Annotated in this window: 15 protein-coding genes; 9 read left to right on the forward strand and 6 right to left on the reverse strand. The window is 68.8% G+C overall.

From position 1 onward, the window contains the following. Window positions 1-69: 69 nt before the first annotated feature. The 3 genes from clpX (at window position 70) to IPV09_RS10220 (ending at window position 4,146) form a co-directional block, all read left to right on the forward strand. The gene (gene clpX, locus IPV09_RS10210) at window positions 70-1,353 is read left to right on the forward strand and encodes an ATP-dependent Clp protease ATP-binding subunit ClpX (RefSeq protein WP_207475139.1); all 1,284 of its coding nucleotides are present in this window, start codon (window positions 70-72) and stop codon (window positions 1,351-1,353) included. Between the two features lie 24 nt (window positions 1,354-1,377). Then, window positions 1,378-2,148 carry a carbon-nitrogen hydrolase family protein gene (locus IPV09_RS10215; protein WP_207475140.1) on the forward strand — a complete coding sequence of 257 codons (771 nt, stop codon included), beginning with the start codon at window positions 1,378-1,380 and terminating at the stop codon, window positions 2,146-2,148. A gap of 144 nt (window positions 2,149-2,292) precedes the next feature. Then, window positions 2,293-4,146 carry an AMP-dependent synthetase/ligase gene (locus IPV09_RS10220; RefSeq protein ID WP_207475141.1) on the forward strand — a complete coding sequence of 618 codons (1,854 nt, stop codon included), beginning with the start codon at window positions 2,293-2,295 and terminating at the stop codon, window positions 4,144-4,146. 147 nt (window positions 4,147-4,293) lie between these two features. On the opposite strand, the gene IPV09_RS10225 is transcribed toward IPV09_RS10220, so the two are convergent. The 4 genes from IPV09_RS10225 to IPV09_RS10240 form a co-directional block, all read right to left on the reverse strand. Continuing rightward, window positions 4,294-4,725, reverse strand: coding sequence for a hypothetical protein (locus IPV09_RS10225; protein WP_207475142.1), 432 nt, complete (start codon window positions 4,723-4,725; stop codon window positions 4,294-4,296). A gap of 20 nt (window positions 4,726-4,745) precedes the next feature. Next, window positions 4,746-7,328 carry a valine--tRNA ligase gene (gene valS / locus IPV09_RS10230; protein WP_207475143.1) on the reverse strand — a complete coding sequence of 861 codons (2,583 nt, stop codon included), beginning with the start codon at window positions 7,326-7,328 and terminating at the stop codon, window positions 4,746-4,748. A gap of 154 nt (window positions 7,329-7,482) precedes the next feature. Then, window positions 7,483-8,337, reverse strand: coding sequence for a thioredoxin domain-containing protein (locus IPV09_RS10235; protein WP_207475144.1), 855 nt, complete (start codon window positions 8,335-8,337; stop codon window positions 7,483-7,485). Window positions 8,338-8,339: 2 nt separating this feature from the next. Further along, the gene (locus IPV09_RS10240; RefSeq protein ID WP_207475164.1) at window positions 8,340-8,867 is read right to left on the reverse strand and encodes a DoxX family protein; all 528 of its coding nucleotides are present in this window, start codon (window positions 8,865-8,867) and stop codon (window positions 8,340-8,342) included. Between the two features lie 213 nt (window positions 8,868-9,080). On the opposite strand from IPV09_RS10240, the gene IPV09_RS10245 reads away from it, so the two are divergent. From IPV09_RS10245 to IPV09_RS10260, 4 genes are read left to right on the forward strand one after another with little or no spacing between them, the layout of a single operon-like run. After that, window positions 9,081-10,496: a folylpolyglutamate synthase/dihydrofolate synthase family protein gene (locus IPV09_RS10245; RefSeq protein ID WP_207475145.1), complete on the forward strand. Its 1,416-nt coding sequence runs from the start codon at window positions 9,081-9,083 to the stop codon at window positions 10,494-10,496. Next, the gene (locus IPV09_RS10250; RefSeq protein ID WP_207475146.1) at window positions 10,493-10,843 is read left to right on the forward strand and encodes a DUF4233 domain-containing protein; all 351 of its coding nucleotides are present in this window, start codon (window positions 10,493-10,495) and stop codon (window positions 10,841-10,843) included. The genes IPV09_RS10245 and IPV09_RS10250 overlap by 4 nt, the downstream gene beginning before the upstream one ends. A gap of 10 nt (window positions 10,844-10,853) precedes the next feature. Then, on the forward strand, window positions 10,854-11,285 hold the full coding sequence (gene ndk / locus IPV09_RS10255; RefSeq protein WP_207475147.1) for a nucleoside-diphosphate kinase: 432 nt from the start codon (window positions 10,854-10,856) through the stop codon (window positions 11,283-11,285). A 39-nt stretch (window positions 11,286-11,324) separates the two neighbouring features. Further along, window positions 11,325-13,292: a TIGR03960 family B12-binding radical SAM protein gene (locus tag IPV09_RS10260; protein WP_207475148.1), complete on the forward strand. Its 1,968-nt coding sequence runs from the start codon at window positions 11,325-11,327 to the stop codon at window positions 13,290-13,292. Between the two features lie 52 nt (window positions 13,293-13,344). On the opposite strand, the gene IPV09_RS10265 is transcribed toward IPV09_RS10260, so the two are convergent. Continuing rightward, the gene (locus tag IPV09_RS10265) at window positions 13,345-14,613 is read right to left on the reverse strand and encodes an MFS transporter (protein WP_207475149.1); all 1,269 of its coding nucleotides are present in this window, start codon (window positions 14,611-14,613) and stop codon (window positions 13,345-13,347) included. 43 nt (window positions 14,614-14,656) lie between these two features. Next, window positions 14,657-15,004 (reverse strand): cupin, encoded by a 348-nt coding sequence (locus tag IPV09_RS10270; protein ID WP_207475150.1) that lies wholly within the window; start codon window positions 15,002-15,004, stop codon window positions 14,657-14,659. A gap of 164 nt (window positions 15,005-15,168) precedes the next feature. On the opposite strand from IPV09_RS10270, the gene IPV09_RS10275 reads away from it, so the two are divergent. Further along, window positions 15,169-15,867, forward strand: a complete 699-nt coding sequence (locus tag IPV09_RS10275) for a TIGR03936 family radical SAM-associated protein (RefSeq protein ID WP_370590282.1) — start codon at window positions 15,169-15,171, stop codon at window positions 15,865-15,867. A 212-nt stretch (window positions 15,868-16,079) separates the two neighbouring features. Further along, window positions 16,080-19,133 carry an Rne/Rng family ribonuclease gene (locus IPV09_RS10280; RefSeq protein WP_207475152.1) on the forward strand — a complete coding sequence of 1,018 codons (3,054 nt, stop codon included), beginning with the start codon at window positions 16,080-16,082 and terminating at the stop codon, window positions 19,131-19,133. The last annotated feature ends 42 nt before the right edge of the window (window positions 19,134-19,175 follow it).

Below are 19,175 nucleotides of genomic sequence, written 5' to 3' on the forward strand. Positions count from 1 at the left end.
GATGCAGTCCCCAACGGGCTAGGGTTGGGACACGAGATCACGGCACACATTCGTTGGAAGGAGGCGCCAATGGCTCGCGTTGGTGAGACCAGTGACCTGTTCAAGTGTTCTTTCTGTGGGAAGAGCCAGAAGCAGGTGAAGAAGCTCATTGCTGGGCCGGGCGTCTACATCTGCGACGAGTGCATCGACCTGTGCAACGAGATCATCGAGGAGGAGTTCTCGGAGGCCTCCGACGTCGGCCTGCTCGAGGAGCTGCCGCGCCCGATGGAGATCCGTGACTTCCTCAACGAGTACGTGATCGGCCAGGACAGCGCCAAGCGGGCGCTGGCGGTGGCCGTCTACAACCACTACAAGCGCGTCCAGGCCCAGGGCACCGACACCCCCCGCCGCGCCGAAGAGGACGCCGTCGAGCTGGGCAAGTCGAACGTGCTGCTGATCGGCCCCACCGGCTGCGGCAAGACCTATTTGGCCCAGACCCTGGCCAAGAAGCTCAACGTCCCGTTCGCGATGGCCGACGCCACCGCGCTGACCGAGGCCGGCTACGTCGGCGAGGACGTCGAGAACATCCTGCTGAAGCTGATCCAGGCAGCCGACTTCGACATCAAGAAGGCCGAGACCGGCATCATCTACATCGACGAGATCGACAAGGTGGCCCGCAAGGCCGAGAACCCGTCGATCACCCGCGACGTCTCCGGTGAGGGCGTCCAGCAGGCGCTGTTGAAGATCATCGAGGGCACCGTCGCCTCGGTGCCGCCGCAGGGCGGACGCAAGCATCCGCACCAGGAGTTCCTGCAGATCGACACCTCGAACATCCTGTTCGTGGTGGGCGGCGCCTTCTCGGGCCTGGACCACATCATCGGCCAGCGGGTCGGCAAGCGTCCGCTGGGCTTCAACAACGGCGAAGAGGCACGCAAGGTCAACGACGACGACCTGCTCTCGCAGGTCACCCCCGAGGACCTGCACCAGTACGGGCTGATCCCCGAGTTCATCGGACGGCTGCCGATCATCAGCACCGTGCGCCCCCTCGACAAGGAGTCGCTGACCCGCATCCTGGAGGAGCCCCGCAACGCCCTGGTCAAGCAGTACCGCAAGTTGTTCGAGCTCGACGGGGTCCAACTGGACTTCACCCCCGGCGCCATTGAGGCCGTCGCCGATCGGGCCCTGGCCCGCGGCACCGGTGCCCGCGGCCTGCGAGCCATTCTGGAAGAGGCCCTGCTCGACGTGATGTTCGAGGTGCCCAGCGAGTCCTCGGTGGCCGGGGTGCTGGTCACCGCCGAGTCGATCACCGGCGACGCCAAGCCGACCTTGCTGCCCCGGGCCAAGCTGGCCCAGCGTGGGGAACTCTCGGCCTGAGGCCAGGACACGACGGGACTTGCCATGACGATCACGGTGGCCGCGGCGCAGGTGCGCAGCACTCCCGACCCGGTCCGCAACGCCCGAACGGTGGCCCGGCTGACGGCCCGCGCCGTCGATGAGGGCGCCCAGCTGGTCGTCTTCCCCGAGGCGATGATGGCCAACTTCACCACCTCGCTGCTGCCGGTCGCCGAACCCCTGGACGGGCCCTTCGTCACCAGCCTGCGCGCGGCGGCCGCCGGCAGCGGGGTGTGGCTGGTCGTCGGGATGTTCGAGCCCAGCGACGACGGCCGGGTGCACAACACCGTGGTCGCCACCGACGGGGACGCCCTGCACAGCTATCGCAAGATCCACCTGTACGACTCGTTCGGCTCGAAGGAGTCGGCCACGGTTGCCCCCGGTGTCGACCTGGTCACCTTCGAGGCGCTCGGCACCACCGTCGGACTGGCCACCTGCTACGACGTGCGTTTCGCCGACCAGTTCATCGGCCTGCGTCGCGCCGGGGCCGAAGTGGTGTGCCTGCCGACTTCTTGGGCACCCGGCGCCGACAAGGTCGACCAGTGGGAACTGCTGGTGCGCGCCCGCGCCATGGACGCGCAGGCCTACGTCATCGGGGCCGACCAGTCGGGCGACCCCAATGCCACCAGCCGGGCACCGCTCGGGGTGGGCCATTCCCTGGTTGCCGGGCCCATGGGCCAGGTCGTGGCCGCCCTCGGCGCCGCCGACGACCTGCTGGTCACCGAGCTCGACCTGACCCAGGTCGGCCGGGCACGGGAAGCCATCCCCATGCCCTGAATGGGTTGGAGGTTTCCCACAGGTTTGGGGGCCGGACTCGCGCCCGGACAGCGTCCCATGCGCACCCCGGATCGGTAGGCTGACCGGATATCCGGCATACCGTCGGCCCATCTGCCCCACCGCGATGATTTGTGAGGAAGCCCTGTGGAGAAGACAGTCCCGCCGATCGTGTCCACCGACAGCATCCGCAACGTGCCCCAGCTGGTGCGCCGCCGGGTGGAGTTGACGCCCACCAAGGTCGCCTTCCGGGTGCAGAAGGACCAGACCTACCATGACGTGACCGCCGAGCAGTTCCTGGCCGACGTCGTCGCCACCGCCAAGGCCATCATCGCCCAGGGCATCCAGGTGGGGGACCGCGTGGTGATCATGTCGGCCACCCGCTACGAGTGGACCGTCTGCGACTTCGCCGCCCAGTTCGCCGGAGCCGTGCCGGTGCCGGTCTATGAGACCAGCTCCCAGGACCAGGCCGCCTTCATCCTCAAGGACTCCGACGCCAAGCTCGTGTTCGGCGAGACCGGACGCCACATCAAGCTGCTCACCGACGCCCTGGCCGCCGAGAACATGGACCTGCCCGGCGGTCTGTGGCGGCTGATGGACGGCAAGGAGAACACCTTCGAGCAGTTCAAGGCCCTCGGGGCCGAGATCACCGACGAGCAGTTGGCCGAACGCGAACAGGCGGCCGGCCCCGACACGATCGCCAGCCTCGTCTACACCTCCGGCACCATCGCCGAACCTCGCGGTGCTGCGATCACCCATGCCAACCTGGCCCATCTGACGGTCAACGTCGTCGAAGGCGTGCCCCAGGTGCTGCACGACCAGGCCTCGACCGTGCTGATGTTGCCGCTGGCCCACATCCTGGCCCGGTTCGTCCAGCTCGCCGCCTTCTGGGGCGGTTCGACGATCACCCACGTCCGCGACGCCAGCCGTGTGGTGGCCATTCTGAAGTCCCAGGAGCCCACCTTCATGGTGGTCGTGCCGCGGGTGATGGCCAAGGTGCTCGCCGCCGTCCGCAAGTCGGCCTCCGAGAAGAAGATGGGCAAGGTCTTCGACCGCGCCGAACAGGTCGCCGTCGACTGGGCCCTGCACCTGGAGGCCCAGGAATCGGGACGACCCAGCAAGGCCAGCTTTGCGTTGAAGGCCCAGCACGCGCTGTTCGACAAGCTGTTCTACTCCAAGATTCGGGCCACCCTGGGCGGTCGACTGGCGTTCATGATCAGCGGCGCGGCACCGCTCGACCAGCGCCTGGGGCACTTCTTCCGCGGCGTCGGCATCAACGTGCTCGAGGGCTACGGCCTGACCGAGACCACGGCCCCGATCACCCTGAACCTGCCGAACCAGTCGATCATCGGCAGCGTCGGCACCCCGCTGCCCGGCTCCAGCGTCCGCATCTCACCCGACGGCGAGATCGAGGTCAAGGGTCTGGGCGTGTTCGCCGGCTACCACCACGCCGAGGACGGCGCTGCCTTCACCGAGGATGGCTACTTCCCGACCGGTGACCTGGGACGACTCGACCCCGACGGCCGGCTGTTCATCACCGGCCGCGCCAAGGACATGATCCTGACCGACTCGGGCAAGAACATCTCGCCCCAGCGCTGGCAGGGCGTCGTCGAGCGCGGGGGACTGGTCGCCCAGGCCGTCGTCGTGGGCGATCGTCGTCCGCACCCGGCCGCCGTGCTGGTGCTCGATCTGGTCGCCGTCAAGGAGTGGGCCAAGGCCAACAACCGTCCCGACCTCGAGGGCAAGTGGGACACCGCCCCGGCCGTCCCCGGCGAAAAGGTCACCGACCCGCAGCTGCTCGCCGCCGTCCAGGCCGTCGTCACCGAGGCCAACAAGGGCGGCAGCCACGCCGAGCGCATCGACGACTGGGCCGCGCTGATCGCCGACGTCAGTGAGGAGACGGGCCTGGTCACCGCCACCATGAAACTGAAGCGGGGCAAGTTCATCGAGGTGATGGAGCCGGTCATCAACGAGCTCTACGCCCACAGCACGAAGAGCTGAGCCAGGGGTCCGGCCCACGGCTGGTCAGCCCCATCAGCACGACCCATCAGCACGACAGTGGCGAGTTCTCCACCGACTTCAGGGGGTAACTCGCCACTGTCGCGTTTGAGGCTGTGACGTTGAGGCCGTGGCGCGACCTGACCGGCCTCAGGCCAGCGGGTCGACCGGGGAGTCCGGCGCCAGGTCGCTGGTGATGATGTCGGTCAACAGGTCAGAGGTGCGCTGTTGCAGGTCCTTGAGCCGCTGCTTGCCGGCCTTGCCGGGCAGGGCGTCCACCAGCGGCAGCTTGGCGCGAATCGCGCTGGCGTCCTGCAGCCACCCGGTGGCCCGATCGGCGCTGGCCGGGTGCTCGGCGGCCTTCAACGCGTACTGGTCGATCTGCTCCAACTGCTTGAGCAGCCGCGCCTGCGGTGAGCGCACCGTGGCGGTGCCACGCAGCGAACCGCCCAGGGACTTCAGCCCGTCGCTGACCCGTCCGTCCTTGTTCAGCGCCTCCCACACCTCGTGGACGACCTTCGCGCCGACGACGATGATGCTGCCGGCGGCGGCAATCTGGTTCTTGTCCAGCTTCTTGGCCATGACCCCAGCGTAGGTGACCGTTACTGGGCAGGTGCCAGTTCGACCTCGACGGCCACCGGGCCCGCGGCCTCGACCCAGACCACCTCACCGGTGATCCGGCCCACTGCCCGCAGGTCGCCCTCCACCGACTGCAGCCGCGCCAGCGACGCGGCCGGGGCGCTGATGGTGGCCTTGACGACCTCGGTCTTCATCGAGACCTTGGCATTCGACTTGGCGCCGCGCAGACCGATCAGGGCCGCGGCGACGTCGTCGAGCACCACCGGGTCGCCACCCTGGGGCAACTCCTCGGTGGTCGGCCAGGCCGCGTGGTGCACTGACTTCTGGTGGCCCCACGACCACACCTCTTCGGTCACGAAGGGCAGGAACGGGGCCAGCAGCCGCAGCATCACGTCCAGGGCCACGGTCAGGGTCGCCACCGCCGAGCGGGCGGCCGTCTCGCCGCGGGCACCGTAGGCGCGCTCCTTGACGACCTCCAGGTAGTCGTCGCAGAAGGACCAGAAGGCCGACTCGGCGGCCTCCAGCGCGCTGGTGTAGTCGAACTTCTCGAAGGCGGCGGTGGCGGTGGTCACGGTCGTGGCCAGCGAGGCCAGCAGCGCCAGGTCGACGGGCTCGGCAATGTCAGCAGCCGTCGTGGCACCCACCTTGGCGGTGATGTCGCCCAGCACGAACTTGGAGGCGTTGAGCACCTTCATGGCCAGGCGGCGTCCGACCTTCATCTGCGACTCGTCGAAGGGCGAGTCCAGACCCGGACGAGCCATCGCGGCACGCCAGCGGACCGCGTCGGCGCCGTACTTGTCGAGGATCTCGGTGGGGACCACCACGTTGCCCTTGGACTTGGACATCTTCTTGCGGTCGGGGTCGACCACGAAGCCCGAGATGGTGGCCCGCTTCCACGGGGCCAGACCGAACTCGAAGTTCGAACGCACCACCCGGCTGAACAGCCAGGTGCGGATGATGTCGTGGGCCTGCGGGGCGATGTCCATGGGGAAGGTCAACCGGAACAGTTCCGGGTCGCGTTCCCAGCCGGTGGCCAGCTGCGGGGTCAGCGACGAGGTGGCCCAGGTGTCCATCACGTCCGGGTCACCAATGAAGCCATGGGCCTGCCCGCGCTGCGACTCCTCGAAGCCCTCGGGGGCCTGCGACTGGGGGTCGACGGGCAGGCTGGCCTCGTCGGCAACGATCGGGTGCGCGTAGTCGGGTTCGCCCTCGACGTCCAACGGGTACCAGACCGGGAACGGCACCCCGAAGAAGCGCTGCCGACTGATCAGCCAGTCGCCGTTGAGGCCACCGACCCAGTTGTCGTAGCGGTGGTGCATGTGCTCGGGGGTCCAGGCAATCTCGTTGCCGCGCTCCAGCAGCGTCGCCTTCAACTCCTCGTCGCGGCCGCCGTTGCTGATGTACCACTGGCGGGTCGAGACGATCTCGAGCGGCTTGTCGCCCTTCTCGTAGAAGTTCGCCATCCGCTGGGTCGGCGTGGGCTCACCGTCCAGGTCGCCGGTCTCGCGCAGCTTCGCCACGGTCAGTTCCCGGGCGCTGAAGGTGGTCTTGCCGGCCAGCTCGGCCCAGAAGTCGGTGTTGACCAGCCACTCGGGCACCTCGGCCTGCAGTCGCCCGTCCCGGTTGATGACGGTGCGCATCGGCAGATTCAGCTCGCGCCACCAGGTGACGTCGGTCAGGTCACCAAAGGTGCAGCACATGGCGATGCCGGCACCCTTGTCGGGTTCGGCGGCCGGGTGCGCCAACACCGGGATCTCCACGCCGTAGATGGGTGAGGTGACGGTGCTGCCGAACAGGTGCTGGTAGCGCTCGTCGTCGGGGTGGGCGATCAGGGCGCACACGCTGGGCAGCAGTTCGGGACGGGTGGTCTCGATCCACACCGGGGTGCCGTCGGGGGTGCGGAAGCTCACCCGGTGGTAGGCGCCGGGGTACTCGCGGGCCTCGAGCTCGGCCTGGGCGACCGCGGTCTGGAAGGTCACGTCCCACATGGTGGGGGCCTCGGACAGGTAGGCCTCGCCGCGGGCGTGGTTGCGGGTGAACGCCAGCTGGGCCACCCGCTGCGCCTCGGGCGAGATGGTCGTGTAGACCGTCTTCCAGTCCACCGACAGCCCGACCCGGCGCCACAGGTCCTCGAAGACCTGCTCGTCGACCTGGGTCAGTTCGTGGCACAACTCGACGAAGTTGCGGCGACTGATCGGCACCTGTCGCTTCGGGTCCGGCTTGGCGGGCGGGGTGAAGTCGGCGTCGTAGGGCAGCGACGGGTCGCAGCGCACACCGTAGAAGTTCTGCACCCGGCGCTCGGTCGGCAGCCCGTTGTCGTCCCAGCCGATGGGGTAGAAGACGTGCTTGCCCCTCATCCGCTGGTAGCGGGCAATGACGTCGGTGTGGGTGTAGCTGAAGACGTGACCGACGTGCAACGAACCCGACACGGTCGGTGGCGGGGTGTCGATCGAGAACACCTGCTCGCGGGCGCCGGGGCGCTGGAAGGCGTAGGTGCCGCGCTGCTTCCAGTTCTCGGCCCAGACCGACTCCAGCCCCTCGAGTACCGGCTTCTCGGGCACGCGGGGGGCGGACGGGGTCGCAGCGTTCTGGGCGAGGTCAGTCATGCGCCCAAGACTAGTGAGTCACGTGGGGGTCTTTCGAATCGTCAGCGGCTCACGAACCGACAGCTGCAACAGTTCGGGCCTGTTGCACGAATTCAATCCGTGCAACAGGCCCGAACTGCTGCAACTGGTCGCTGGCCCGGTGTCGAGCGCAGACTCAGCTGGCGGCGGCCTCGGTGATGGCCTTCTTCCACGCCTCGGGGGTGGGGTCGAGGACCTTCCACCAGTCAGCGGTCCCGCCCTGGGTCTGCACCTGCGGGTTCTTGTTGCCGTTGACGTAGATCGTCGGGGTGCCGGTGACGCCTGCCTTGAAGGCGTTCTCGTTGGTCATCCGGACGAACTCGGCGGTCGCCTTGGAGTCGTAGCACTTCTTCCACGTGTCGTAGTCGGCGCCCGTGATGCCGGCCTGCTGCGGGATCGTCTGCGTGACCACCTGCTCGGTGTAGTCGTCGCCCTCCTGAGCGGGCTGGTTCTTGAAGGCAGCAGTGTGGAACTCCAGGTACGTGCCGGTCAGGTCGGAGCAGGCGGCGCCAATGGCCACCCTGGTCGAGGAGTCATTGCGCAGGTTCTGGTCCATGAACGTCATGGTGTGCAGTTGCAGCTTGATGAAGCCCTCGTCGGCCAGCGACTTCCACACCCCGGCGTAGCGGTCCTCGGACTGCTTGCAGATGGGGCACTGGTAGTCCATGTAGATGTTGAGGGTGTACTGCGCCGTCGCGGCGGTGTCGGGGTTGGCGAGGATGGCGTCCTTGCCGACCGCGTTGGGGGGCGTGATCTGCGAGGCGGCCTCGTTGGCGGCGGCCTCACGCTTGGTTCGTTGGTTCTGGATGACCACCACCGTGACGACGGCGATCACCGCCAGGGCCAGTACCCCGGCCACCAGCGCGGTGATCAGGCCCGTCCGCTTCTGGCGCTGGATCTCGGCCTCACGGCGCGCCTGCAATTGCTCACGGCGGCTGCTGGACTGGGTGCGGCTCGACGCGCTGGTCGGCTTGGCCTTCTTGGTGCTCATCCTCAAGTTCCTCGTCGATCGGTGGGGGCGGAATCGGTCAGGCGCGGTGCGTCGTCCGGCTCGTCGTCGAGCGGGGGCAGCGGGGGCAGCAGGACGTTGTCGACGGCGAAGGCGCTGCGTGGACGGATCACCAACCACAGCCCGGCGGCCAGGAAGAGGGCGTCCCGGGCGAGGTCGAACGGGTACTGCGTCTTGTCGGGGTCGACCAGACCGCCGGTGCCGAAGCAACCGCAGTCGATGCTGATGCCCCGGGCCCAGACCGACGAGATGCCGATGATGAAGGCGACCATGACCAGCGAGCCGACCAGGCTGGTCCAGCGGGTCAGGAAGCCGAGCATGATCATCAGCCCGAGCAGGATCTCGAACGGTGGCAATGCGTACCCGACCCACTTGGCCACCTCGAAGGGCAACAACTGGTAGGCCCGCACCGACAGCACGCTCATCTCGAGGTTGCCGATCTTGGTGAGTCCGGCGATGAACAGCGATCCGCCCAGGACGAGCCGGGCCAGCAGGCCGACCCAGTCACCCACGTCGCGTCCCCGCCAGGTCCTGCGGGTGGACGGGGTCCTGTCGGTGGACGAGCCGTCGCCAGCCGCCGCTCCAGCTGCGGAGCGGGCCTGTTCCCGGGGGTCAGCTGTGGTCACGCTGTGAGCATACCCACGCCCAGATCCCCGTCGGAGGGGGGCCCGGCACCGCGGTGGCGCGGCGTGCCACAGCCGAAACGAAGTAGTCTGGGGCCCACCATGGCATCCCACGACGAGATCACCGCGCGCCTCGTGTCGCGCTGGCCCGAGCACCGGGTCGCCCCCAGCCTCGGACGCATCCAGGCACTGTGCGACCTGCTCGGCAACCCCGAACGTTCCGCACCCGTCATCCAGCTCACCGGCACCAACGGCAAGGGCAGCACCGCCTCGATGATCGACGCGCTGCTGCGCTCCCAGGGGCTGCGCCCCGGACGCGTCGCCAGCCCGCACCTGATCGACATCACCGAACGCATCTGCCTCGACGGTGAACCGATCAGCGCCGAGGTCTTCGACGACATGTACGAGCAGATCGAGCCAATGGTCCGGATCGTCGACGAGCAACTGATCGACGGGGTGCCGATGACCTTCTTCGAGGTGATCATCGGCCTGTCGTTCGCCGTGTTCGCCGATGCACCGGTCGACGTGATGATCCTGGAGGTCGGCATGGGCGGCACCTGGGACGCCACCAACGTGGCCGACGCGCAGGTCGCGGTGGTCACCCCCATCGACCTGGACCACACCCACCTGCTTGGCCACACCGTCGCCGAGATCGCAGCTGAGAAGGCCGGCATCATCAAGCCCGGCGCCACCGCCGTCATCGCTGCCCAACAGCCCGAGGCCGCGCAGGTGCTGATGGCCCGTTGCGCCGAGGTCGGCGCCCTGCCCGTGCTCGAGGGCCCAGCCTTCGGTGTGCTGGATCGCCAGCGGGCCGTCGGCGGCCAACTGCTGCGGCTGCAGACCGCCGAAGGCCCCCTGCCCGACGTGCACCTGCCGCTGCACGGCGAGCACATGGCCGACAACGCCGCCCTGGCCGTCGCTGCCGTCGAGGCGCTGATGGGTGGCAAGGCAATGAACCCCGACGTGGTCGTCGAGGGGCTGGGCGCGGTCGAGGCACCGGCCCGACTGGAACTGATCCGCACCTCGCCGGCCATCGTGCTGGACACCGCCCACAACCCGCACGGGGTGCGCGCCACCCTGGCCGGTGCGGCGGAGGCGTTCGGCTTCCAGCCGATGATCGGCGTGGTCGCCATGATGCGCGACAAGGCCGTCGACGAGGTGCTGGGGTTGCTGGCCGAGGTGCTGGACCAGGTCGTGGTCACCACGGTGGCAGCCACCGACCGCGGCGTGCCGATCGACGACCTCTACGACCAGGCCCAGGGTGCGTTCGGGTCCGAGCGCGTCGAGCAGGCACCCACCATGGCTGCCGCCATCGAGCGGGCCGCTGCGTTGGCCGACCAGGCCGGCCCCAGCGCCGGGGTGCTGGTGATCGGTTCGGTCATCGCCGCCGGTGAGGCCCGCGCCATCCTGCTGCCCGGCAAGAGGGATGAGCAGGCCGAGGCCGACAATGACGCCCTGCTGCGCATCGGCCCGACTCGGGCCGACATGGGACTCGACGACGCCGAGGAGAACTGGTGATCCTGCGTGCTGACAACCCGATGATGCGGGCGTTGACGATGCTTCTCACCTTCGAGGTCATCGTCTTCCTGCTGGCGCTGCCCGGCATGCTGCTGGTCGACCACCGCGACACCGCGCTGAGCATTGCCGTGGTGGTGGGCGCCTCGCTGTTGGCCGTCGTCGCCGCCGCCCGCTGCCGGGCCGGGTGGGGCCAGTGGCTGGGCTGGCTGGTGCAGGTCCTGGCCATCGCCATGGGGGTGATGACCTCGATGATGTATGCCGTCGGCGTCATCTTCATGTTCATCTGGGTGATGTGCATCGTGCTGGGCCGCAAGATCGAGAATTCACCGGGGGTCGCGAAACAGTAGGCTGCCGGTCATGACTGACAGCTTCAGCCCCCAGAACGGTTCCCAGACCCTCGTCCTGCTCAAGCCCGACGCCGTCGAGCGTGGCCTGACCGGACAGATCCTTGATCGCTACCTGACCAAGGGGCTGAGCCTGGCCGCGCTGGAACTGCGCCAGGTCAACCAGGCGCTGGCCGCGGCGCACTACGCCGAGCACATGGGCCGCGACTACTACCCGACCCTGATCACCTTCATCACCTCCGGCCCGGTCATTGCCATGGTGCTGCAGGGGGAGCGCGCCATCGACATCGTCCGGCTGCTCAACGGCGCCACCGACTCGGCCACCGCCGCACCAGGCACCATCCGCGGTGACTACTCGATCTACTACCAGCGCAACATCGTGCACGCCTCGGATTCCCCCGAGACCGCCGCCCGTGAGATCGGCATCTGGTTCCCGAACCTCTGAATCGTTTCCAGTGGGCTCGGTCACGTATCCTGAGCCGTGATGAGCACCGTGACTGAGCCCGAAATCCTGTTCCCGAGGCTGGAGCCGCTGCTGGCGCAGGTCAGCAAGCCGATCCAGTACGTCGGCGGCGAGCACAACTCCGTGCGCAAGGACTGGAACTGTGGTGCCGCCCAGGGCCACCAGACCGTCCGCTGGTGCCTGATGTACCCCGACGCCTACGAGGTGGGCCAGCCCAACCAGGGCGTGGCCATCCTCTACGAGATCCTCAACGAGCGTGACTGGATCCTGGCCGAGCGCACCTACTCGGTGTGGCCCGACATGGCCGAGCAGATGCGCAGCCACGGCATTCCCCAGTTCACCCTGGACAGCCACCGGGCCGTGGGCCAGTTCGACGTGCTGGGACTGAGCTTCGCCACCGAACTGGGCTACACCAACATGCTGGCCGCCATCGACCTGGCCAACCTGCCGCTGCACGCCGTCGATCGCCGCGAGCACGACCCGATCGTGCTCGCCGGTGGCCACGCCGCGTTCAACCCCGAACCAATCGCCGACTTCATCGATGCGGCGGTCATTGGTGACGGCGAGGAGGCCTCGCTTCTGGTCAGCGAGATCATCCAGGAGTGGAAGGCCGAAGGTCGTCCCGGTGGCCGCGACGGGCTCCTGCTGCGGCTGGCCTCGACCGGTTCGGTCTACGTGCCCAAGTTCTACGAGGTGACCTACCTGCCCGACGGACGCATCCAGCGGGTGGCGCCGACGGTGCCCGAGGCGCCGTTCCAGGTGCGCAAGCACACCCTGATGAACCTGGACGAGTGGCCCTACCCGAAGAAGCCGATCGTGCCGCTGGCCGAGACCGTGCACGAGCGCTACTCGGTGGAGATCTTCCGCGGTTGCACCCGCGGCTGCCGGTTCTGCCAGGCCGGCATGATCACCCGCCCGGTGCGCGAGCGCAGCATTGAGACCATCGGCACCATGGTCGCCGAGGGACTGAAGTCGACCGGACTGGAAGAGGTGGGACTGCTCAGCCTCAGCTCGGCCGACCACTCCGAGATCGGTGACATCACCAAGCAACTGGCCGACCGCTACGAGGGCAGCAACGTGTCGCTGTCGCTGCCGTCGACCCGGGTGGATGCCTTCAACATTGACCTGGCCAACGAGTTGAGCCGCAACGGACGACGCTCGGGGCTGACCTTTGCCCCCGAGGGGGGCTCGGAGCGGATGCGCAAGGTCATCAACAAGATGGTCAGCGAGGACGACCTGATCCAGACCGTGGCGACCGCCTTCGGCAACGGCTGGCGCCAGGTCAAGCTGTACTTCATGTGCGGCCTGCCGACCGAGACCGACGAGGACGTGCTGGCCATCGCCGACATGGCGGCCCGCGTCATCGAGACCGGACGACAGGTCTCGGGCACCCGCGACATTCGCTGCACCGTCTCGATCGGCGGGTTCGTCCCCAAGCCGCACACCCCGTTCCAGTGGGCCGGTCAGACCTCGGCCGACATCGTCGACGACCGGCTGCACAAACTGCGCGACAAGATCAAGGCCAACCGGCAGTTCGGCAAGGCCATCGGCATGCGCTACCACGACGGGCGCCCCGGCATCATCGAGGGACTGCTCTCGCGCGGCGACCGCCGGGTGGGGCGGGTCATCGAGGAGGCGTGGCGCCAGGGCGGCAAGTTCGACGGCTGGAGCGAGCACTTCAGCTACGACCGGTGGGTCGCCGCCAGCGAGGTGGCGCTGGCCGGTGAGCCGGTCGACCTGGACTGGTACACCACCCGCGAGCGTGACTACGACGAGGTGCTGCCCTGGGATCACCTGGACGCCGGCCTTGACCGGGACTGGCTGTGGGAGGACTGGCAGGACGCCATCGACGAGACCGAGGTCGACGACTGCCGCTGGACCCCGTGCTACGACTGCGGCGTGTGCCCGCAGATGTCGACCGAGATCCAGATCGGCCCCACCGGCCAGACGCTGCTGCCGTTGACGGTGGTCGGCCGCGACCTCAGCTGAGGGGTCGGTCGATCCGCCTCCACACTGCTGCCATCACGGCAGCAGTGTGGAGTCACGTCGTGACCGGTGCCGAACCGCCCTGGGGAAGGCCGAGTTCGTCCTCGAGTGGGGGACGGGTGATGGTGATGACGCCAGCCACCGTCATGATCACCGACAGCACCAGGAACAGCACCACCGGAGCGGTCCAGGTGCCGGTGAGGTCGTAGAACACGCCCATCAGCAGCGGCCCGAACAGGGCCAGCGCATAGCCGACGCCCTGGGCGAAGCCACTCAGGGCCACGGTGCCGGCACCGGTGCGGGCCTTCAGGCCGAACATGGCCAGGATCAGCGGGAAGCTGGACGTGCCGAGCGCGATCAGGATGGCCCACAGCCACGGCATGGTCGCCGGGGCCACCAGCAGACCGAGGTAGCCGAGGATGCCCGAGGCCGAGATGATGAGCTGCAGTCCCAGGGGGCGCGGGTTGCTGCTGGTGTAGGCCGGCCACAGGAACGCCAGGGGCACCCCGACGGCTGTCATCAGGGCCAGCATCCAGCCGGCGTCGGCCTGGGAGAGGCCAGCCCCCATGTAGATCGACGGCATCCACCCGAACAGGGCGTAGGCCTGGCCCGACTGCATGCCGAAGAACACCGCCATCGCCCAGCCCAGCTTCGAGCGAGCCACGGTCCGCATCGAGATGGCGCTGGCGCGGCGGGCGGCGGCGTGGTGGCCGCGGTCGTGGCGCAGGGCAAAGAGCCACGGGAAGATGGCGACCACGCCGGTAGCGGTGAGCGCGATGAAGGCCGGACGCCAGCCGCCCATGGCTTGGGCCATCGGGACGATCAGGGCGCTGCTGATGCTGACGCCGATCGAGAGGACCAGCGAGTACAGCGCGGTGACCATTGAGATGTGCTGGGGAAAGTGGTGGCGGATGACGCTGGGCGCCAGCACGTTGCCCATGGCCAGCCCACCCAGGGCCACCGCGGAGAGTCCGATGAAGGCCCAGTCGTGACTGACGAAGGAGCGGGCCAGGCTGCCCACCACCAGCGCGACCAGGGCCAGCAGGATGGTGCGGTGCAGTCCCAGTTTGGTGGCGACCGCTGGTGCCACCAGACCGAAGATGGCGAAGCAGATGGTCGGCAGTGAGGTCAACAGTCCGGCCGCGATCGGTGTGATGCCCAGGTCGCGTTGCAGGTCGGACATCACCGGCCCGATCTGGGTGGCGGCGGGGCGCAGGTTGTAGGCCAGCAACAGGATCGCCACCAACATGGGGCCACCGGCGACCCACCACGGTCGTGGGTGACGGGGCCCGGTGCTGCCGGCAGGGGCGGGAATCTGGCTCACAAGGTCGAGAGCCTACGCTGCGCCGCGGAGGACGGCGAAGCGGTCAGCCGAAGGAGTCGCGGTTCACGCTGGTGACCGTGGTCAACAGGAAGACGCTGTCCTGCACGGCGAGTATCGAGTGGGGCTCATGGGTGAGCACCCACAACTCGTCCTCGCCGAACTCGCCCTGAAGACGTTCACCCTCGTCCATCTCGACGCGAATCCGTCCGCGCAAGACCTGCAGGGTGGCGGCCGGGGGAGAGTTGTGGGTCGGCAGCCGGGTGCCCTCGGTCAGCGCGATGACGGTCTGGCGCAGCTCTTGGTCGTGGGCGACGAGTTCGGCACTGCGCCCGTTGTCGCTGGCCCGCGCATTGGCCAATTGGGACTCGGCCAGCGCTCGCAGGTCTGCCATGGTGGTCCTTCCCGCTCGAATGTCTCCGGTGGCCACAGCCTACGGCTCGCTACGATGACCGGGTGAGTTCCGCGAGCGACACCAGCCCAGATTCCCTCAGCCCCACGGGCAACGCTGCCGCGAAGAAGAAGAGCCGTCAGCCACCCGAGCAGCAGGCGCCGCCGGTGCAGAAGCTACGCGTGCGCTACGCCAAGCGCGGCCCCGCCCGGTTCACCAGCCACCGCGACGTCGGACGGGCGCTGGAGCGGGCGCTTCGCCGCGCCGAGATCCCGATGGCCTACTCCTCGGGATTCAACCCGCACCCGCGGATCAGTTACGCCAATGCCTCGCCGACCTCGGCAGCCACCGAGGCCGAGTACCTGGAGTTGGGCCTCAGCCAGGTCTGCGACCCCGACAAGGTGGCCGTGGCGCTCAACGAGGTGCTCGGCCCCGGTCTGGACGTGATCGCGGTCGCGGAAGCCACCAAGGAGTCCCTGCAGGACCTGCTGGCGGCCTCGGCATGGCTGATCGACCTGGGCGAGGTCGACCCCGTCACCCTGGCCAGTGCCGTCAACCAACTGATCGGGTCGGACTCGGTGCTGGTGCGGCGGATGACCAAGACCGGCATGCGGGAGTTCGACGTGCGCCAGGCCATGGTCGAGCTGCGCATCCAGGGCGTCGGCACCCTGTTCTTCATCGGCCGCCACGAGGCACCACTGGTGCGTCCCGACGACGTGGTCACCGCCCTCAGGCAGCTCGAGCCGACCCTGGCCCAGGGCCGTCCGGCACTGTTGACCCGCCTCGGCCAGGGGCGTCTTCCCGAGCAGCCGACGCCCGGAACACTGCTCGACCCGTTCACCGGTGAGCCCGTCGTCATCGGCTGAATCGGCGTGACACTCCCGGGTGATTCGGCGTGTTGTGCCATACTTGCCCCTAGGGACCGGGCATCCAATGTGCTCGCACCGACAGCAGTACCGGTAGTCATACCGCGACGACACGTCGACCGCGGGGGCATTCGGCAGCCTGTCATCCCGCCTGCTTTGGTCACGGCTCGCCCGTGGTCACGATCGCACCCTCGTGGTGCCAGGAGCCTTACATGCTCGATGAACAAGACAACATCACCAGCGACGACGTGGCCCCCGAGGCCAGCACCGAGGTCGCAGCACCCGCCCCTCGCCGGCGCCGCCGCGCAGCCTCCCGCCCGTCCGGACCGCCGGCACCGGTAGCCGCCCCCGAGCCGGTCGCCGTGGCACCCGCGGTGGACGAGACGCCTGCCGAACCCGAGGTCGAGGCGCAGCCCGAGATCGAGGCGCAGCCGGAACTCGTGGCCGAGCCGGAGACCGTGGCCGACGCACCCACCCCCGAAGCACCCGCCGCGACCGTCGAAACCCCGACCGAGCCGGTGGAGGAGCCCGCCGCGGCCGCCCCCGTGACGCCTGAGGCGACTGAGGTTGCCGAGCAGCCTGTCATCGAGGATGTGCCCGAGGCCGCCGCCGAGCAGGACACCACCGTCGAGGAGGTGCCTGCCCCCGTCAAGCGCGTGCGCAAGACCACCGCCCGCAAGCGCGTCGTGCGCGAGGCCGGTGCCCCCCACACCCGCCGTCGCAGCAACACCATCCCCGCGGAGGAGGACGACGTCCCGGTCGAAACCCCGACCACCGCGCCGGCCGCACCCGCTGCCTCCACCGCTCCCGCCGAGGTCGACGAGCTGGGCGCACGCCTTCGTGCCGCCGCCGAAGCCGCCGCCGGACGGGTCCAGCAGGCACCCAGGCGCGGACGACGCGTCAGCGGCGTGGTCGCCAACCCGTTCGGTGCCGCCGCCGAGAACGACGACCCCCAGGCCGTGCTGCAGTCGTTGGCTGCGTCCATCGCCGGCACCACCCACTCCGCCCCCGTCCAGCAGAAGCCCGACGAGGACGAGGTCGTGGCGCAGGACGCCGTCGTCGAGGACGAGGCTCCTGCCGCCGAGGTGACCACCGAGCAGGACACCGAGACCTCGGAGACCGACGTCGAGGTTGCGGATGCCGTCGACCAGGTCGCGACCGACGACTCGACCGCCGATGAGACCACGGACGACACCGCCGCCGACGAGTCCGACAGCGACGACTCCGAGGACGACTCCGACGACTCGGACGACGACAGCCCGCGGCGTCGCCGCCGTCGCCGCGGTGGCCGCCGTCGCCGTCGTGGCACCGACTCCAGTGACGCTGACAGCGACGAGGACGCCGGTGAGAGCGCCGAATCCGATGACGCCGAGTCCAGCGAGGAGTCCAGCACCGACGACTCCGATGGCGCCTCCGCCGCGAGCACCGGGGCCAGCGACTCCAGCGACGGGTCCGATGATGACTCCGGCGACTCCTCGGGACGTCGCCGCCGTCGCCGTCGTCGTCGCCGCGGTGAGGACACCGGCAGCGCCGATGACGACCCCACCGATGTCGTGGTGCGCGTCCGCGAACCCCGGGCCCCCCGCTCCAGCAATGACGAGATCACCGGCATCGAGGGTTCGACCCGCCTCGAGGCCAAGCGCCAGCGTCGCCGTGACGGTCGCGCCGCCGGCCGCCGTCGCGCCCCGATCCTGAGCGAGGCCGAGTTCCTGGCCCGCCGCGAGTCGGTCAAGCGCACCATGCTGGTGCGCCAGCGCGACGACTACAACCAGATCGCGGTGCTCGAGGACGACATCCTGGTCGAGCACTACGTCGACCGCGCCTCGGCCACCTCGCTGATCGGCAACGTCTACCTGGGCCGCATCCAGAACGTGCTGCCCAGCATGGAGGCCGCCTTCATCGACATCGGCCGCGGACGCAACGCCGTCCTCTACGCCGGCGAGGTCGACTGGGACGGTTTCGGCGCCCAGGGCAGCCAGCGCAAGATCGAGCAGGTCTTCAAGTCGGGCCAGACGGTGCTCGTCCAGGTCTCCAAGGACCCGGTCGGTGCCAAGGGTGCCCGGTTGACCAGCCACATCTCCATTCCCGGACGCTACGTCGTCTACTCCCCGGGTGGGCAGCTGTCGGGCATCAGCCGCAAGCTGGCCGACGCCGAGCGTCACCGCCTCAAGGAGATTCTTGGCAGCCTGATTGACGAGGACGCCTCGGTGATCGTGCGGACCGCCGCCGAGGGTGCCTCCGAGGACGAACTGATCCGCGACGTCACCCGGCTCAAGGCCCAGTGGGAGTCCATCGAGAAGAAGGTCAAGCAGGGCTCGGCGCCGCAGCTGCTGTACAGCGAGCCCGCCCAGACCGTGCGCATCGTGCGTGACCTGTTCACCGAGGACTTCGCCGAACTGGTCATCCAGGGCCGCGGCGGCACCGAAGACGTCGGCGACGCCATCGTCGACTACGTCGAGCACGTCGCCCCGCACCTGGCCGACCGGGTGCAGCGTTGGGACGCCGAGAGCGGTGACGTGTTCACCAAGTACCGCGTCGACGAGCAGATCTCCAAGGCGCTGGAGCGCAAGGTCTTCCTGCCCTCGGGCGGGTCGCTGGTGATCGACCGCACCGAGGCCATGACGGTCATCGACGTCAACACCGGACGCTTCACCGGCACCGCCGGCAACCTCGAGGCCACCGTCACCAGCAACAACCTGGAGGCAGCCGAAGAGGTCGTCCGGCAGCTGCGGCTGCGCGACATTGGCGGCATCATCGTGATCGACTTCATCGACATGGTGCTGCCGGCCAACCGCGAGCTGCTGATCCGCCGACTGACCGAGTGCCTGGCCCGTGACCGCACCCGCCACCAGGTGGCCGAGGTCAGCAGCCTGGGCCTGGTGCAGATGACCCGCAAGAAGATCGGCACCGGTCTGGCCGAGGCCTTCACCGAGGAGTGCACCCACTGTGGTGGCCGCGGTTACCACCGCTCGGTCGACCCGGTGGAGTCCCAGTCCCAGGCCGACGGCGGTGACCGTCGCGGTCGCAACTCCGGACACTCCTCGGGCCACTCGTCCGGTGGGGGAGGCAACAGCAACTCCGGCGGCAGCGGCTCCACCAGCAAGGCGGCTTCGAAGGACGTGTCGAGCAGCGATGCCAGCGCGAGTGCCAGCGCGGGAGCGAGCACAGGTTCAAGCAACGACGAGCAGTCGCAGCCTCGGCGTCGCCGTGCCAGCCGCCGGGCCACCCGGCCGGAAGGTGCTTCGACAGCGTCGACGGACGAGTAAGCTGAGAATCAGCAGATGTAGCGGGGCTGGGCCGGGAGGCCC

The sequence above is a fragment of the Tessaracoccus sp. SD287 genome, from assembly GCF_017355265.1.
In the GTDB taxonomy this organism is placed as follows: domain Bacteria; phylum Actinomycetota; class Actinomycetes; order Propionibacteriales; family Propionibacteriaceae; genus Aestuariimicrobium.

Excerpts from the sequence above, each read along its gene's own strand:
- clpX (WP_207475139.1), top strand. The coding sequence starts at position 70 with ATGGCTCGCGTTGGTGAGACCAGTGACCTGTTCAAGTGTTCTTTCTGT.
- IPV09_RS10215 (WP_207475140.1), top strand. The coding sequence starts at position 1,378 with ATGACGATCACGGTGGCCGCGGCGCAGGTGCGCAGCACTCCCGACCCG.
- IPV09_RS10225 (WP_207475142.1), bottom strand. The coding sequence starts at position 4,725 with ATGGCCAAGAAGCTGGACAAGAACCAGATTGCCGCCGCCGGCAGCATC.
- valS (WP_207475143.1), bottom strand. The coding sequence starts at position 7,328 with ATGACTGACCTCGCCCAGAACGCTGCGACCCCGTCCGCCCCCCGCGTG.
- IPV09_RS10235 (WP_207475144.1), bottom strand. The coding sequence starts at position 8,337 with ATGAGCACCAAGAAGGCCAAGCCGACCAGCGCGTCGAGCCGCACCCAG.
- IPV09_RS10245 (WP_207475145.1), top strand. The coding sequence starts at position 9,081 with ATGGCATCCCACGACGAGATCACCGCGCGCCTCGTGTCGCGCTGGCCC.
- ndk (WP_207475147.1), top strand. The coding sequence starts at position 10,854 with ATGACTGACAGCTTCAGCCCCCAGAACGGTTCCCAGACCCTCGTCCTG.
- IPV09_RS10260 (WP_207475148.1), top strand. The coding sequence starts at position 11,325 with ATGAGCACCGTGACTGAGCCCGAAATCCTGTTCCCGAGGCTGGAGCCG.
- IPV09_RS10270 (WP_207475150.1), bottom strand. The coding sequence starts at position 15,004 with ATGGCAGACCTGCGAGCGCTGGCCGAGTCCCAATTGGCCAATGCGCGG.
- IPV09_RS10280 (WP_207475152.1), top strand. The coding sequence starts at position 16,080 with ATGCTCGATGAACAAGACAACATCACCAGCGACGACGTGGCCCCCGAG.